This window comes from Sinomicrobium sp., assembly GCA_029266035.1.
Lineage (GTDB): Bacteria > Bacteroidota > Bacteroidia > Flavobacteriales > Flavobacteriaceae > Sinomicrobium.
Map to the genome: position 1 here is coordinate 1 of JAJUFH010000027.1, position 16,506 is coordinate 16,506.

Genomic DNA, 16,506 nt, shown 5'->3' on the forward strand with positions numbered 1-16,506 from the left:
AATTCTTTGTAATTTCATAGACACGTAGAATAGAAAAACCCCGTTTTTTGGCACTTTGGCCAATTTTCGGGGTTTTGTTTCTCTAAATTACGGATTAATTCACTGAATTACAAATGTTTATTTAATTCTGAATGTACCTATGCTAAACTTCATCGGATAGGGGGAGTATTCTCTTATTCTTATTGTATCGAAGGCGAAATCTATTCAAATTCAAAACTTATCTGCGTCCTGTCTTTATCGTCTTCTTTTTTACCTTCTACACTTTCTTCATCTACCACTTCTATATCTTCTGGTTCTAATTCTTCTGGCACTTCATAGGGCAATGGATCGAGAAGGTTGATTTGTCTTACTTTATCTGTGGTCAACTGGTTTCCAAGAGCCTTGATTCCCTTCACGGATATAAATTCTTCGAGGTTGACAGTCAGGTTTTCTTTGGCTTGTTTTCCCCTGGGTTTTACAAACTCCACTTCAGCCATCGGCTTCCAGTCGGTAGAGACAACTTCGAGCTGCGATTTGGGGTGTTCGGTAATAAAGAGCTCTTCTCTATTGCCGTGTTCTACGAGGAATCGCTTCACAAAATAGCGTTCTTTTTCCCCGTCGTAATAAATGGCAGAAATGGGTTTTTTAGGATTCCATTTTTCAAGTACTATCATCTCGTCTTCAAAGTGTGTAGACAGCTCGGGAGTTATAGTTTTGACTACCCCGGACTGATTGATAATCAGCAGGCGATCTTCACCTCTAAATGCTCCGAGAAGTTCTCCTCGCCCGTCTACATTAAGTCGTTGTACGGTATCGTCAAACCATATTTTTCTCGGCTTCAGGGTAGATACTCCTTTTTCTTTCAATTCGATGCGCTTCACAGCGTATTTAGTAACCAAATTTCCCTTAGACTGTCTTCCCTTGATCAACACATCGGCAAAATCAATATCCCATTTGAGTTTTTTAATGCTACCTGCCTGTCGCAAAAACACGGTAATCATTTCAGCTTCTCCGTTGGGATTAGCTGAGAAATAGAGAACAGACGATCCCTTCTTGCCCTGAGTCAAATCGTATTCCCGGTCTCTCGTTATAGAAGTGACATTAAACCTCTTGATATAGCTCGCTCCTCCCTTTCCGTCTTTATACACCAAATTGTATACCGTTCGCTTGTCCTTTTTTCTAAAGACTGCCGCGTGAATTATGTTTTTCCCCACAAAGGTTTTGGCTTCCACTTTGGTCACCATCATCTTTCCTTCTGCAGTAAAGACAATAATATCGTCTATATCACTACAGTCACAGATATACTCGTCTTTGCGCAAAGAGGTACCGACAAAGCCTTCTTCTCTGTTTACATATAGTTTAGCATTGCGCATTACTACTTTGGTAGCTTCAATATCGTCAAAAACGCGCAATTCGGTTTTTCTCTCCCTACCTTCACCATAGGTCTTTTTAAGTCGAGTAAAATAATCTATAGCATATTCAACAAGGTGTTCCAAATGGTGTTTTACCTCTGCGATATCTCCTTCGAGAGCATCAATTTTCTGTTGGGCTTTATCGATATCAAACTTAGAGATCCGCTTGATACGGATTTCGGTAAGTCGAACAATATCTTCTTCGGTCACCGCTCGTTTCAAGTGTTTAATATGCGGCTGCAGCCCCTTGTCTATCGCCGCTATGACCCCTTCCCAGGTCTCTTCTTCTTCAATATCGCGGTATATCCTGTTTTCTATAAAAATGCGTTCAAGAGAGGCAAAATGCCATTGTTCTTCCAGCTCTTTAAGCTGTATTTCCAATTCGCTGCGCAGCAGTTCGACGGTGTTATCAGTAGACCGTTTCAACATTTCAGAAACTCCTATAAACAGCGGCTTATTGCCTTCGATAATACAACCTAGCGGAGATATTGAGGTTTCACAGGCCGTAAAGGCATATAGCGCATCTATGGTCTTATCGGGAGAGATCCCCGATGGCAAGTGCACCAGAATTTCCACTTCAGCCGCTGTGTTATCTTCAATCTTCTTGACCTTTATCTTCCCTTTGTCGTTGGCCTTGAGAATAGAGTCTATAAGCGAGGAGGTATTTGTACCGAAAGGTATTTGGGTAATCACCAAAGTATTCTTGTCCAACTGAGATATTCTCGCTCTTACCCTCACCTTTCCTCCGCGCATACCGTCGTTGTAATTGGTAATATCTGCAATCCCTGCAGTAGGAAAATCGGGGTATAGTTTAAACGACTTGCCTTTGAGGTGCTTTATAGAGGCATCTATCAGCTCCAAAAAATTATGCGGGAGTATTTTGGTCGACAGTCCAACAGCGATTCCTTCAGCTCCTTGAGCCAGTAATAGAGGAAATTTGACCGGTAGGTTGACCGGTTCTTTCTTTCTTCCGTCATAACTCAACTGCCATTCTGTAATCTTAGGGCTGTATACCACTTCAAGGGCGAATTTAGACAGTCGGGCCTCGATATACCTAGGTGCTGCGGCTCCATCGCCGGTGAGTATGTTTCCCCAGTTTCCCTGAGTATCTATCAGCAGGTCTTTCTGCCCTATTTGCACCATGGCATCACCAATACTAGCATCTCCGTGCGGATGGTACTGCATGGTGTGTCCCACAATATTGGCTACCTTGTTGTATCGCCCGTCATCGAGTTCTTTCATCGAGTGAAGTATACGTCGCTGAACAGGCTTAAAACCATCTTCAATTGCAGGTACGGCACGTTCGAGAATCACATAAGAGGCATAATCCAGAAACCAGTCTTTGTACATTCCCGTTACTCGGGTTATGGAATCCGCACCGGCATCTTCGTTATTGAGATCCTGATTGTCTATATTTTCGTCCATGCAAAGGATATTTTATAAGCTAATAAATTGATTGTCGGTATTGCAAAAAACTACATCCGTAAAAACCAGTCACTATTCATCTTCCACTAGATCGAGCTCCACTTTCAAGTTATTGATGATAAACTCCTGTCTGTCTGGAGTATTTTTTCCCATATAGAACTCTAGAAAACTATCTATAGACATCGCCTTGTCGAGCATTACGGGATCCAGTCTTATATCTTCTCCAATAAAATATTTAAACTCGTCTGGCGATATTTCCCCTAGTCCTTTAAATCGAGTGATTTCAGGGTTTCCCTTCAACTTGCGAATTGCCTGTTGTTTTTCTTCCTCGCTGTAGCAATAGATAGTTTCTTTTTTGTTTCGCACCCGAAACAGCGGAGTTTGGAGAATATACAAATGTCCTTCCTTTATCAACTCCGGAAAGAACTGCAAAAAGAAGGTGATGAGAAGCAGTCGGATGTGCATTCCGTCTACATCGGCATCGGTAGCGATTACAATATTGTTGTAACGGAGATCTTCGAGCGATTCTTCTATGTTCAGTGCAGCTTGGAGCAGGTTGAATTCCTCATTTTCATAGACCACTTTTTTAGACATTCCGTAGGAGTTCAGCGGTTTTCCTCTCAAGCTGAATACCGCCTGAGTATTGACGTCTCTCGACTTGGTAATAGAACCAGAGGCAGAATCTCCCTCTGTGATAAACAAGGTAGTATCTAGACGGCGATCGTTTTTCATATCGGCCAGGTGAACCCTACAATCTCGCAATTTTTTATTGTGAAGGCTCGCTTTCTTTGCTCTTTCCCTCGCCAGTTTACGTATACCTGAAAGCTCTTTTCGCTCTCGCTCTGCCTGTAATATCTTGCGCTGTAGCTTCTCGGCAGTTTCCTGATTTTTATGGAGGTAGTTGTCCAGCTGTGTTCCGATAAAATCGTTGATAAAGGTACGCACCGTAGGCAATCCGTCACCCATATCGGTAGATCCTAACTTGGTCTTGGTTTGACTTTCAAATACCGGCTCCATCACCTTTACCGAAACAGCTGCTATAATCGACTTGCGAATATCGGCAGCCTCGTAGTTCTTGCCGTAAAAATCGCGGATTGTCTTTACCACCGCTTCTCTAAAAGCTGCGAGGTGAGTTCCTCCTTGAGTAGTGTTCTGTCCGTTTACAAAAGAGTGGTACTCCTCGCTGTATTGGGTTTTGCTGTGGGTCATAGCCACCTCTATATCATCTCCTTTAAGGTGGATGATAGGATACAACATATCATCGGTATTGTTGTTGTCTTCGAGCAGGTCTTTGAGTCCGTTATCAGAATAAAACTTGTCGCCGTTGAACACTATGGTAAGCCCGGGGTTCAGGTACACATAGTTTTTCAACATACGCTCAATATACTCGTTGCGGAACTTGTAGTTTTTAAAGATGGTATCGTCGGGTACAAAAGAGACCTTGGTACCTCTTCTTCGTGAGGTTTCTTCCAGCTCCTCTTCTTCGATAAGATTGCCCGATTCAAATTCTGCCGATTTCGACCTTCCGTCGCGGGTAGATTCTACCCTGAAATACGACGACAGGGCATTTACCGCCTTAGTACCGACCCCGTTGAGTCCCACCGATTTTTTAAAGGCGCGGGAATCGTACTTTCCACCCGTATTCATTTTAGACACTACATCTACCACTTTACCGAGGGGAATCCCTCGTCCGTAGTCTCTCACTATCACCTTGCTCCCCTGTACGCTAATCTCGATGGTCTTTCCTGCACCCATCACAAATTCGTCGATACAGTTGTCTATCACCTCTTTGAGCAATATATAAATACCGTCGTCGGCGCTGGAACCATCTCCCAGTTTACCGATATACATCCCGGGGCGCATTCTGATATGCTCCTTCCAATCCAGTGAACGTATATTATCTTCGGTATACTGTGACGATTGCGACATATTGAAAGTAATTTGGTTCCGTCGCTAATATAACAACTCCCGACAAATTATAAAAGGTGGAAAAATTAAATTAATCAACAATAAACCCACTCTTATTGTTGATGATTTGTGGTACTGGCTAAGAGATTACCACCTCAGCTCCTATAGTCGACCTCCCGTAGTGACACCACAATATCATTCAGAACAGAGCCCTCGCGCAGTACCTGTCCGCCGAAGGAGGAAGGAATCTTCCCCAAAGCGCAAAGAACCTTAAACAGCCAAATATCTAGACCCAAGATTCCTCCGATTGTCGGAATGACACCGAAAAGCAAACAGACTACGAACTACGAACTAACCAACTATCAAGCCCTACACATTAAACCTAAAATGCATCACATCTCCGTCTTGTACTACGTATTCCTTACCTTCCACTCTCATTTTACCAGCTTCCTTAACCTTGGCTTCATTGCCATAGGTCACATAATCGTCGTAGGCAATGACCTCTGCTCGAATAAATCCTTTCTCGAAATCGGAGTGAATAACCCCAGCCGCCTGTGGTGCTGTAGCCCCTACGGGAACGGTCCAAGCACGTACCTCTTTCACCCCTGCCGTAAAATAAGTCTGCAGATCGAGAAGTGTATAAGCGGCGCGGATGAGCCTCGCTACTCCGGGTTCATCCAAACCGATATCTTGTAAAAACATCTGTTGTTCTTCGTGATCTTCCAGCTCGGCTATATCGGCTTCGGTAGCTACGGCCAATACGATAACTCCGGCATTCTCGTCTTTTACAGCCTCCTTTACCTTCTCGACATACGCATTGCCTTCCTTGGCAGATGCCTCATCCACATTACACACGTATAGTATGGGCTTGGAAGTAAGTAATTGAAAATCTTTTATAATCTCCGTTTCATCTTCATTCACCTCTACTGCCCTTGCTGAAATACCACTTTCCAAAGCCGTCTTGAATTTCTGAAGTACCGCTTGCTCCTTTTGAGCATTCTTATCGCCGGTCTTGGCAGCTCGATTTACTTTTTCGAGTCGCTTGTCTACAGTTTCCAAGTCTTTCAGCTGTAACTCTATATCTATGGTTTCTTTGTCGCGAACCGGATCTACACTACCGTCTACATGGACGATATTTCCGTTGTCAAAACAGCGGAGCACGTGAATAATAGCGTGACATTCCCGTATATTTCCCAAAAACTGATTTCCTAGTCCCTCTCCCTTACTCGCCCCTCTCACCAGTCCGGCGATATCGACAATTTCTACGGTAGCAGGGAGCACCCTTTCGGGTTGCACCAATTCTTCCAGTTTTACCAATCGGCTATCGGGTACATTGACCACTCCCAGGTTGGGTTCTATTGTACAGAAGGGAAAATTGGCACTCTGTGCCTTGGCATTGGACAAACAGTTGAACAAGGTCGATTTTCCTACATTGGGCAATCCTACTATTCCGGCTTTCATTATTTTCCATATTTTTTGCGAGTGCAAATATAAGAAACTGTTCAGGTTTTTCACTTCTTCAAATTACTCCTTTTCTGCGAGGGTGAAATAAATGAAAATTCGTAATTTCGTCCCTTTGTCCAAAGCTGTCTATTTACGTATTTTATATGACAAATCACGAAGAGTATATTGAGGTTCTCGGAGCCCGTGTACACAACCTTAAAAATATAGATGTAAGTATCCCGAGGGAGAAATTGGTTGTGATTACCGGTCTGTCCGGCAGCGGAAAATCATCTCTTGCCTTCGACACCATCTACGCCGAAGGACAACGCAGATATATAGAGACCTTCTCGGCATACGCCCGTCAGTTTCTCGGTGGATTGGAACGTCCTGATGTTGACAAGATTGACGGTTTATCTCCAGTTATCGCCATCGAACAGAAAACGACTTCCAAATCGCCCAGGTCTACTGTGGGCACCATTACCGAAATATACGACTTTCTGCGATTGCTCTACGCCAGAGCGTCGGACGCTTATAGCTACAACACCGGCGAAAAAATGGTGAGTTACAGCGACGAGCAAATACGTGCACTTATCACCGAAGATTTTGACAGTAAAAAGATATACCTCCTCGCCCCTGTTATAAAATCGAGAAAGGGGCATTATCGAGAACTCTTCGAACAGATTGCCAAACAGGGCTTTGTAAAGGTGAGAATAGACGGTGAGGTACGGGATCTCGAACGGGGTATGAAAATAGATCGCTACAAGACCCACGATATAGAGATTGTGATAGACCGCCTTCAGCTAAGCGCCGATCCAGAGGTTCAAAAGCGACTGTCGGACAGCATCAATACCGCCATGTACCACGGAGAAGACGTGCTCATGGTCATGGAACACGGCAGTGAAAATACGAGGTATTTCAGCCGTTCTCTCATGTGTCCTTCTACCGGAATCTCCTATCCTGCGCCAGAGCCCAACACCTTTTCTTTCAACTCTCCAAAAGGAATGTGTCCGCGCTGTAGCGGTCTCGGTAACGTGAGAGAAATCAACCTCAATAAAATTATTCCCGATCGGAATATTTCGATTAAATCAGGAGGTATCGCTCCTTTGGGTGAATACAAAAGATCGTGGATATTCAAGCAACTGAAAATCATAGCTGAACGCTTTAAGTTTAAACTCAACGACCCTATCAATGACATACCAAAAGAGGCGATTAATGTGATTTTATACGGGGGTAACGAGAAATTTTCTGTAGTATCGAAAACCCTCGGGATAACCCGCGATTACAAAATCGACTTTGAGGGCATCATTAGCTTTATCGAAAATCAGTACAACGAAAACAGCTCAGCTTCTGTAAAACGCTGGGCCAAGGAATACATGGACAAGGCAGTATGCCCTGAATGCAGTGGATCCAGACTCAGAAAAGAATCGATGTACTTCAAAGTTCACGACAAAAATATTGCCCAACTGGCAGCTATGGATATCTCTGAGCTCCATCAGTGGTTTCTCAAACTTCCCGAACAGCTTTCCGAAACACAGTTTAAAATCGCTGAAGAAATCATCAAGGAAATCAGCACCAGACTACAATTCCTTCTCGATGTAGGACTCAATTACCTCTCGCTAAACCGAGGCTCAAAATCGCTTTCGGGAGGGGAAGCTCAGCGCATTCGCCTGGCTACGCAAATCGGTTCTCAATTAGTAGGCGTACTTTATATTTTAGACGAGCCCAGTATAGGCCTGCATCAACGAGACAACGAACGACTTATCAATTCGCTGGAATCTCTTCGAGATATCGGAAATTCCGTATTGGTGGTTGAGCACGATAAAGATATGATAGAAAGAGCAGACCACGTGATCGATATAGGTCCGAGAGCCGGACGCCACGGCGGAGAAATCATCTCTCAAGGAACTCCAGAAACACTGAAAAAACACCATTCGCTAACTTCCGATTATCTCAATGGAACACGTGAAATTAGCATTCCGAAAAAAAGGCGGGAGGGTAATGGTAAATCACTTCTACTCAAAGGCTGTACTGGTAATAATTTAAAAGATATAGATGTCGAATTTCCACTCGGACTTATGATTGGAGTGACTGGAGTTTCCGGTAGTGGTAAATCTACTCTGGTCAACGAAACCCTCTACCCCATTCTCAACACTCATTTTTTTAATGCGGTAAAAAAACCGATGCCGTACAAAAGCATCAAAGGATTGGAACACATCGACAAGGTAATCGACATCAACCAATCGCCCATAGGAAGAACACCGAGGTCTAACCCCGCTACCTATACCGGGGTTTTTAGCGAGATCCGAAATCTGTTTGCCAAGACTCCCGAAGCCATGATAAGAGGGTATAAACCCGGACGGTTTAGCTTTAACGTTGCGGGGGGGCGATGCGAAACTTGTAAGGGTGGTGGTTTGAAAGTCATAGAGATGAATTTCCTACCAGATGTATACGTAGAGTGCGAAACCTGCCAAGGCAAACGATTCAATCGCGAAACTCTCGAAATACGCTATAAGGGGAAGTCGATATCAGACGTGTTGGATATGACCATCAACGAGGCCGTCGATTTCTTTGAGAATATTCCGAAAATATACAGAAAATTAAAAACCATACAGGAAGTCGGACTGGGATATATCACACTCGGACAACAGTCTACCACCCTTTCGGGAGGAGAGGCACAGCGGATAAAACTGGCCACTGAACTCTCGAAAAGAGATACCGGAAATACCTTTTATATTTTGGACGAACCCACCACCGGACTGCACTTTGAAGACATCAGGGTGCTGATGGAGGTACTCGATCAACTCGTAAATAAAGGGAATACCGTGTTGATCATTGAGCACAATCTCGACGTGATTAAGAAAGCTGATTACCTGATCGACATCGGTTATGAAGGAGGCAAAGGCGGCGGTCAGGTTGTAGCAAAAGGAACTCCCGAAGAAGTGGCGATGAATACGAAAAGCTATACTGCGAGATTCCTCAAAAAAGAACTCGGACTAAAATAGCTGTCCTAACGTATACCTACTTGAGCATCGTTTAAAGAGTCACCCTAAAAATTGACTTGAGTATAAGGATAATAAAAACAAAATTATATATGTTTACGATTTGAAGTAGTAATCAATAGCATTCAAGCCCCAATAACCTAATAACACAATAACCTAGTAACCCAGTAACCTAATAACCCAATAACTTAACAACAATATGGGCAAAATACAACAAAACAGAAGCTGGAACGCGATAAAGGCAAACGACTCATGGGCCATTTTTAAAATCATGAGCGAGTTTGTAAACGGATATGAAAAAATGAGCAGGATAGGTCCCTGTGTATCCATTTTCGGATCTGCCAGAACCAAACCGGGGGACAAGTATTACGAACTTGCCGAAAAGATTGCATACAAGATTGTCAACCACGGTTACGGAATTATTACCGGTGGAGGACCCGGAATAATGGAAGCGGGAAACAAAGGAGCCCGTCGAGGGGCCGGAACTTCGGTAGGGCTCAATATAGAACTCCCTTTTGAACAACACGACAACCCCTATATAGACAGTGATAAAAACCTTCATTTCGACTATTTCTTTGTCAGGAAAGTCATGTTTATCAAATACGCACAGGGCTTTGTAGTCATGCCAGGAGGATTTGGTACTCTTGACGAACTCTTTGAAGCCATCACACTTATACAGACCAAAAAAATAGACAAATTCCCAATCATTCTAGTCGGTTCCGAATTCTGGGGCGGACTTTTTGAGTGGGTCAAGGAAACACTGCTTGAAAAATACCACAATATCAGTCCGGAGGACATGGATCTCATAAAGATAGTAGATACTGCCGATGAGGTGCTGGAAGTTATAGATGCCTTCTACAAAGACAGCAGTCTGAGTCCTAATTTCTAATCGCATGCGGCAATCACCCCGTACATCGACATATAATAGGTTGTACAATACGCTCAATCACTTGATGTGTATTGCCGGGTATTGCTGCTTGTTTATCGCTACAGCTGGGCTACAACCCCTCTGTGCCCAGAACAGACAAACCATTACTGCACGGTTGCATCCGGAAACCCACACGATAAATATTCAGCAAGAAATTGTTTTTCACAACAACTCTGCAGACACCTTAAACAATATTTATCTCTCCGATTGGAACAATGCTTATTCCGGTAAAAATACTGCATTGGCCAAGCGCTTCGGTGAAGAATTCGATAAAAGTCTACATCTGGCCAAAGAAGAAGTAAGAGGTTTCACTAAAATTATAGATATATCCGACAAAAATTTTCATTCCGTACACTGGGAGCGATCTCCATCTAAAGATCTCGTAAATGTACAACTCAACTTCCCGGTTTATCCCGGTGGCAATGCGCTGTTAAAACTTTCATATACGGTAAAACTACCCTCCGATTCCTTTACCAGATACGGTTATGACGAACAGGGAAATTACAGAATGAGATATTGGTACCTCACACCAGCGGTATACAATGGAGAAGAATGGGTAAAGTACAGCAACAAAAATTTAGACGATTTGTATACCGGAAGAACAGATTACAAAGTGATTTTCAATTACCCTGAAGACTACACTCTCACTTCCGATCTCGACATTGAAAAAGACGGGACTGTATCGGGCATACACCAAACCGTTTTGAGGGGCGACAATCGCTATGATGTAAAATTATACCTAGAGAAAATCAATTCTTTTGAGCGCTATTCATCCGGACGATTGTCTTTGGTGACCAATCTGCAATCCGACGAATTGACCAGTGGGGAAAAGGCGTTTTTTACAGATCGCATCGGCAGCTTTATCGACGACCATCTCGGTCCCTACCCCCATCAAAAACTGATGGTCACCGAAACGGAGTACCTCAAAAACCCCCTCTATGGTCTCAATCAACTACCCGATTTTCTCCGTCCTTTTCCAGAGCACTTTCAATACGAACTAAAACTCCTTAAAACCACGCTCAACAACTATCTGGAAAACACCTTATTCTTGGATACCCGCAAAGACAAGTGGATTGCCGATGCCATTCAGATCTACCTGATGATAAAATACGTAGAGACCTATTACCCCGACATGAAACTCCTCGGAAAGTTGTCGAATTGGTGGTTGGTGAGAAGTTTTCACCTAGCCGAAAAGGGATACAATGATCAATACCCACTCCTCTTTATGCTGATGTTGAGCAAAAACATCGATCAGGCGCTGGCAACCCCAAAAGACGAACTGATAAAATTTAACGAAAAAATCGCAGGAAAATACAAGGCCGGACTAGGGTTGATATACCTCGAAAACTATCTGAGTGACGGCAGCATGCCTCAAACCATCAAAAAGTTTTATCGCGACTATCGGCTCAAATCGGTCAGCGTTGTCGATTTTGAAAAAAGTCTTAAAGAAAATTCATATAAAAATATTGACTGGTTTTTTGACGAATATGTGAGTACTCGAAACAAGATCGACTTTACTATTAAGAAAGTAAAAAAGACCTCCGACTCCATATGGGTCACTGTGCGCAACAAAGAGCGCACCAATGTTCCCATATCGCTCTTCGGTGTCAGGAACGATACCGTTTTGTCAAAATACTGGTTTGCCAACATAGCTGGCGACAGTACCTTTCGCATCCCGAATAACAACGAAAAAAGACTGGTACTGAACTACGACAAGATCATTCCTGAATTCAACCAGAGAGATAATTGGAAATCACTAAGGGGCTTTTTCTCGCAAAACAGAAGGTTGAAATTCCAATTTTTTAAGGATGCCGAAAACCCCTATTACAATCAGATATTCTACGTCCCAACAGCCTCATATAATTTTTACGACGGTGTAGTGATGGGGATGCGTCTTCACAATAAGACATTCACTGAAAAACCCTTTCTGATAGACGTAGTTCCATCGTTGGCCACTAAAAATAAATCGCTGGTAGGCTCCGGTGTTATCGGCTATCGAAACTATCTCAATTCGGGCAATCTTTACCTCACTTCCTTTTCCTTGAGGGGATCGAGTTATCACTACGCAAAAAACCTTAGATACAGCACCATAACCCCCACTATAAGCCTTGGATTCCGAACCGATGATTTCCGGTCCAATATCAGAGAAGCCCTCACGCTGCGCTTTGTAAATGTCATCAGAGAAAAAGACGAAACTGTAGTATCTGACAACGACAATAACGATCCTGATTACAGTGTATTCAACGCTAGGTATTCCTATTCCAACAACGGGATTATCAATTATTTCTCCTGGTTTTCCGACTTACAAGTGGCCAACAATTTCTCCAAACTCTCTTTTGATGTAGAGTACCGAAAGTTGTACCAAAACAACAGCCAACTGAACATAAGACTGTTTGCAGGAAAGTTTATTTACAACGACACCAGCAACGATTATTTCAGCTTCGCACTCGATCGTCCAACCGATTACCTCTTCGATTTCGGTTATCTGGGCAGGTCGGAGACTTCAGGTATTTTAAGCCAGCAAATCATCATAGCAGAAGGTGGTTTTAAATCGAAGTTTCGCGACCCTTATGCCAACGACTGGATGGTGACTACCAACGCGAGCTTTAATATCTGGAAATGGGTAGAGCTATACGGAGACCTAGGGGTCATCAAAAGCAAATACGAACCCGCGCGTTTTGTGTACGATTCGGGTATTCGACTCAATCTCGTAACCGACTACTTCGAGTTGTATTTCCCTATCTATTCTAACAACGGTTGGGAAATCGCACAACAAGGCTACGATCAGAAAATACGATTTATCGTTACCCTTCAACCCAGAACACTTTTAAAGCTCTTTACGCGAAAATGGTTTTAAGGGAATGATAGGCTGAAACCACAAACTAACCAACAAAATCCATCAAAACCCGAGATCGTCACGTCGCCTCCTTTGGTCGGCTTTTCGCAATGGATATACAGGTTATCTGGGAGATATGGGATGACACTAGGCCATCCTCTACTAGGTCATCTTCTACCTTCTGTACACATTAATTTCCCTTCATTTTGTCTTGACGCAAAACAAAAGCACAATTCTGTTATCTTTGCCGCTGTTACAATTATTATTACAATTATGAGCCTAGAAACAGAATTACGTCAGCGCAGCGGTGATGTTTGCGAATTGAGTGGAGTTACCGAAAACTTAGGTGTATACCAAGTACCTCATGCCCCAGTAAGTGGTGCAGATGCTTGTATCCTTATCAGTGAAACTTGTCTCAATCAGATTGAAAAGCCTGAAACCATTGAAGCCAATCACTGGAGATGCCTCAACGACAGTATGTGGAGTCAGGTACCCGCAGTGCAAGTGGTTGTATGGCGCGTGCTTCAACAACTGAAAAGCGAAGGATGGCCTCAAGATCTACTCGACATGATGTATATGGACGACGAGACGATGAAGTGGGCAGCTGCAGGAGTAAATAGCGAGGAGGACGGACAAGAAAACGGTACACACAAAGACAGCAACGGTGCCGAATTACAATCGGGTGACACTGTAGTACTGATTAAAGATCTCAATGTAAAAGGCACATCGTTTACCGCCAAACGAGGAACAGCTGTACGGAAAATATCCCTTGTACACGACAATCCCGAACAAATAGAAGGACGCGTAGAAGGACAACAAATTGTTATACTGACCAAATTTGTGAAAAAGATCTGATTTGTCAACCCCCTAATTCCAGAATCTTTAAATTACATAATACGCAACAAAAAAGTGCTTTTATGCAATTAAATGTGTTTTTTGTTAAAAAATAACGATTCTAATTGTCAATATTTCATCGCACAGCACTCTATTGCCCTTGCAAAAGAGGAATGTTTTGCCTATTTTTGTGAACCTTTGCTAAAACAACGATATGCATACAGAAACAGATTCCCGACAAGACATCACTTTCGATGATTTCAAAACGCAAGTCCTACAAGACTACAGGATAGCTGTTACCAGTCGGGAATGTAGTTTACTGGGGCGCAGGGAAGTACTTACCGGAAAAGCCAAATTCGGAATTTTTGGCGACGGCAAGGAGGTTCCACAATTGGCGATGGCCAGAGCATTTCGAAATGGAGATTTCCGAAGTGGATATTACAGAGATCAAACTTTTATGATGGCCATAGGTGAGTTTACTCCCAGTCATTTTTTTGCCGGTCTCTACGCCCATACCGACATAGAGAAGGAACCTATGAGTGCTGGGCGACAGATGGGAGGGCATTTTCTCACCTATAGTATTGACGAAGAAGGAAACTGGAAGGACCTCACTCAACAAAAAAACAGCAGTAGCGATATCTCCCCTACCGCCGGTCAGATGCCGAGGCTTTTAGGACTGGCACAGGCCTCCAAGATATACCGACAGGTTCCCGAAACCAATAGCAAGGGATTTTCTGAAGGAGGTAATGAAGTCGCTTGGGGAACCATTGGCAACGCCAGTACTAGTGAAGGTCTGTTTTTTGAAACCATCAATGCTGCCGGAGTGCTGCAAGTACCTATGGTAGTCAGTATTTGGGATGATATGTACGGTATTTCGGTACACGCTAAACATCAGACTACCAAAGAAAGTATATCCGAAATCCTCAAAGGATTTCAAAGAGACGACAAGGCTGGAATAGAAATAATGGTGGTTAAGGGATGGGACTACCCCGCGCTGATAGAGACCTATGAAGAAGCTGGTAAAATTGCAAGGGAACAACACGTCCCCGTACTTATTCACGTTACCGAGCTCACACAGCCACAAGGTCATTCTACCTCCGGGTCGCACGAGCGTTACAAAGATAAGAAACGCTTGGACTGGGAAAAGGAACACGACTGTAACCTCAAGATGAGAAGTTGGTTGATAGACAACGGCTTTGCCTCTGAAGAAGAACTCGCAACGCTCGAAAAGGAGGTCAAAAAAGAAGTTAGAGAAGCTAAAAAGACAGCTTGGAGCGATTTTACAAATCCGATAAAAAGGAAAAAGAAAGAAGCGGTAAGCCTATTGGACAAACTCGCGGGAGTATGTGCCAACAAATCGTTTGTCAGCAAGTTGAAAAATGACCTTATCTCCATAGACGAGCCGGTTAAAAAAGATATTCTATCGCTGACGAGAAAGGCTATGCGCTATGTGATAGGAGAAACTTCTCCGGAAAAAGACGCCCTATCTGTATGGATAGACAATTACCTTAAAGAAGAACAGCCCAACTACAGCTCTATGCTGTACAGCGAGCTCCCCAACAGGGCTACGAATATTGAAGAAATTGAACCCGTATACGGGGATAATCCGGAAATGGTGGACGGGCGTATCATTATCAGAGACAATTTTGACCGTCTTTTTGACAAACATTCCAATATACTCGTATTTGGTGAAGACAGCGGTAATATAGGTGATGTAAATCAGGGTCTGGAAGGATTGCAAAAAAAGTATGGCGAATACAGAGTTGCCGATACCGGCATCCGGGAAGCTACCATTATAGGACAGGGAATAGGACTCGCTCTTAGAGGACTTCGTCCCATAGCAGAAATACAGTATCTCGATTATATTCTGTACGCCTTGCAGACTATGAGTGACGACTTGGCTTCCCTTCACTACCGTACTTATGGAAAACAGAAAGCTCCTGTAATTGTCAGAACAAGGGGTCACCGTCTTGAAGGAATTTGGCATGCAGGCTCTCAAATGGGAGGGCTCATTCACCTCCTTCGCGGAATATATATACTCACTCCGAGAAATATGACCAAAGCTGCAGGTTTTTACAATACCTTAATGGAAAGCGACGAACCTGCGCTTATCATAGAAAGCCTTAACGGATATCGACTCAAGGAGAGGCTCCCGAAAAACCTTGGAGAATTCAGAACCCCAATTGGAAAAATAGAAGTTGTCAAGGAAGGAAAGGATATTACTCTTCTCTCATACGGCTCAACATTCCGCATCGTAGAACAGGTGGCTAAAGAACTTTTAGAAGTAGGTATAAACGCCGAGGTTATCGATGCACAAACCCTACTCCCTTTCGACTTAGAGGGCGAAATGCTGAAAAGCGTAAAGAAAACCAATCGACTACTTATCATAGACGAAGACGTTCCAGGAGGAGCTTCTGCCTATTTGATGAGAGAAATCGTTGAAAAACAAGGGGCTTATCGCTTTCTCGACAGTAAACCTCAAACCCTTACTGCCCAAGAACACCGCCCTTCTTACGGCACTGATGGCGATTATTTTTCTAAACCCAATGCAGAAGATATCTTCGAAAAAGTGTACAGTATTATGCACGAAACCGACCCGAAACGGTTCCCTGCACTTAGGTAATTACCAGCTTTAAACATTCGTCTTGACGCAAACGCTGCAAATGAATCCTTTTATTGGAAACAAACTGCAGCAAATCACGTTCCTGAGGGGTCTAAAGCTCAAAATACTGTAAAAAAACC

8 protein-coding genes are annotated in these 16,506 nt (G+C 43.4%); 5 read left to right on the forward strand and 3 right to left on the reverse strand.

Features of this window, described 5'->3' with window-relative positions:
- Positions 1-200: 200 nt before the first annotated feature.
- The 3 genes from ACYZZR_RS11270 to ychF all read right to left on the reverse strand — a co-directional run bounded on the left by ACYZZR_RS11270 (position 201) and on the right by ychF (position 6,185).
- Positions 201-2,816, reverse strand: a complete 2,616-nt coding sequence (locus ACYZZR_RS11270; RefSeq protein ID WP_461534111.1) for a DNA gyrase/topoisomerase IV subunit A — start codon at positions 2,814-2,816, stop codon at positions 201-203.
- Positions 2,817-2,888: 72 nt separating this feature from the next.
- The gene (locus ACYZZR_RS11275) at positions 2,889-4,745 is read right to left on the reverse strand and encodes a DNA topoisomerase IV subunit B (RefSeq protein ID WP_461534112.1); all 1,857 of its coding nucleotides are present in this window, start codon (positions 4,743-4,745) and stop codon (positions 2,889-2,891) included.
- A 348-nt stretch (positions 4,746-5,093) separates the two neighbouring features.
- Positions 5,094-6,185 carry a redox-regulated ATPase YchF gene (gene ychF, locus ACYZZR_RS11280; protein WP_461534113.1) on the reverse strand — a complete coding sequence of 364 codons (1,092 nt, stop codon included), beginning with the start codon at positions 6,183-6,185 and terminating at the stop codon, positions 5,094-5,096.
- A 146-nt stretch (positions 6,186-6,331) separates the two neighbouring features.
- Between ychF and uvrA the strand changes: the two genes are divergently transcribed.
- The 5 genes from uvrA (at position 6,332) to ACYZZR_RS11305 (ending at position 16,387) form a co-directional block, all read left to right on the forward strand.
- Positions 6,332-9,169, forward strand: a complete 2,838-nt coding sequence (gene uvrA, locus ACYZZR_RS11285) for an excinuclease ABC subunit UvrA (RefSeq protein WP_461534114.1) — start codon at positions 6,332-6,334, stop codon at positions 9,167-9,169.
- 196 nt (positions 9,170-9,365) lie between these two features.
- Positions 9,366-10,055 (forward strand): LOG family protein, encoded by a 690-nt coding sequence (locus tag ACYZZR_RS11290; protein ID WP_461534115.1) that lies wholly within the window; start codon positions 9,366-9,368, stop codon positions 10,053-10,055.
- 4 nt (positions 10,056-10,059) lie between these two features.
- Positions 10,060-12,951 (forward strand): gluzincin family metallopeptidase, encoded by a 2,892-nt coding sequence (locus ACYZZR_RS11295; protein WP_461534116.1) that lies wholly within the window; start codon positions 10,060-10,062, stop codon positions 12,949-12,951.
- 252 nt (positions 12,952-13,203) lie between these two features.
- Complete coding sequence (locus ACYZZR_RS11300) at positions 13,204-13,785, forward strand: PhnA domain-containing protein (protein WP_461534117.1); 582 nt, start codon at positions 13,204-13,206, stop codon at positions 13,783-13,785.
- A 193-nt stretch (positions 13,786-13,978) separates the two neighbouring features.
- Positions 13,979-16,387, forward strand: coding sequence for an alpha-ketoacid dehydrogenase subunit alpha/beta (locus ACYZZR_RS11305; protein ID WP_461534118.1), 2,409 nt, complete (start codon positions 13,979-13,981; stop codon positions 16,385-16,387).
- Positions 16,388-16,506 lie beyond the last annotated feature (119 nt).

Bases quoted from the DNA above. Each gene is read 5' to 3' on its own strand.
- ACYZZR_RS11270 (WP_461534111.1), bottom strand. From the start codon at position 2,816: ATGGACGAAAATATAGACAATCAGGATCTCAATAACGAAGATGCCGGT.
- ACYZZR_RS11275 (WP_461534112.1), bottom strand. From the start codon at position 4,745: ATGTCGCAATCGTCACAGTATACCGAAGATAATATACGTTCACTGGAT.
- ychF (WP_461534113.1), bottom strand. From the start codon at position 6,185: ATGAAAGCCGGAATAGTAGGATTGCCCAATGTAGGAAAATCGACCTTG.
- uvrA (WP_461534114.1), top strand. From the start codon at position 6,332: ATGACAAATCACGAAGAGTATATTGAGGTTCTCGGAGCCCGTGTACAC.
- ACYZZR_RS11290 (WP_461534115.1), top strand. From the start codon at position 9,366: ATGGGCAAAATACAACAAAACAGAAGCTGGAACGCGATAAAGGCAAAC.
- ACYZZR_RS11295 (WP_461534116.1), top strand. From the start codon at position 10,060: ATGCGGCAATCACCCCGTACATCGACATATAATAGGTTGTACAATACG.
- ACYZZR_RS11300 (WP_461534117.1), top strand. From the start codon at position 13,204: ATGAGCCTAGAAACAGAATTACGTCAGCGCAGCGGTGATGTTTGCGAA.
- ACYZZR_RS11305 (WP_461534118.1), top strand. From the start codon at position 13,979: ATGCATACAGAAACAGATTCCCGACAAGACATCACTTTCGATGATTTC.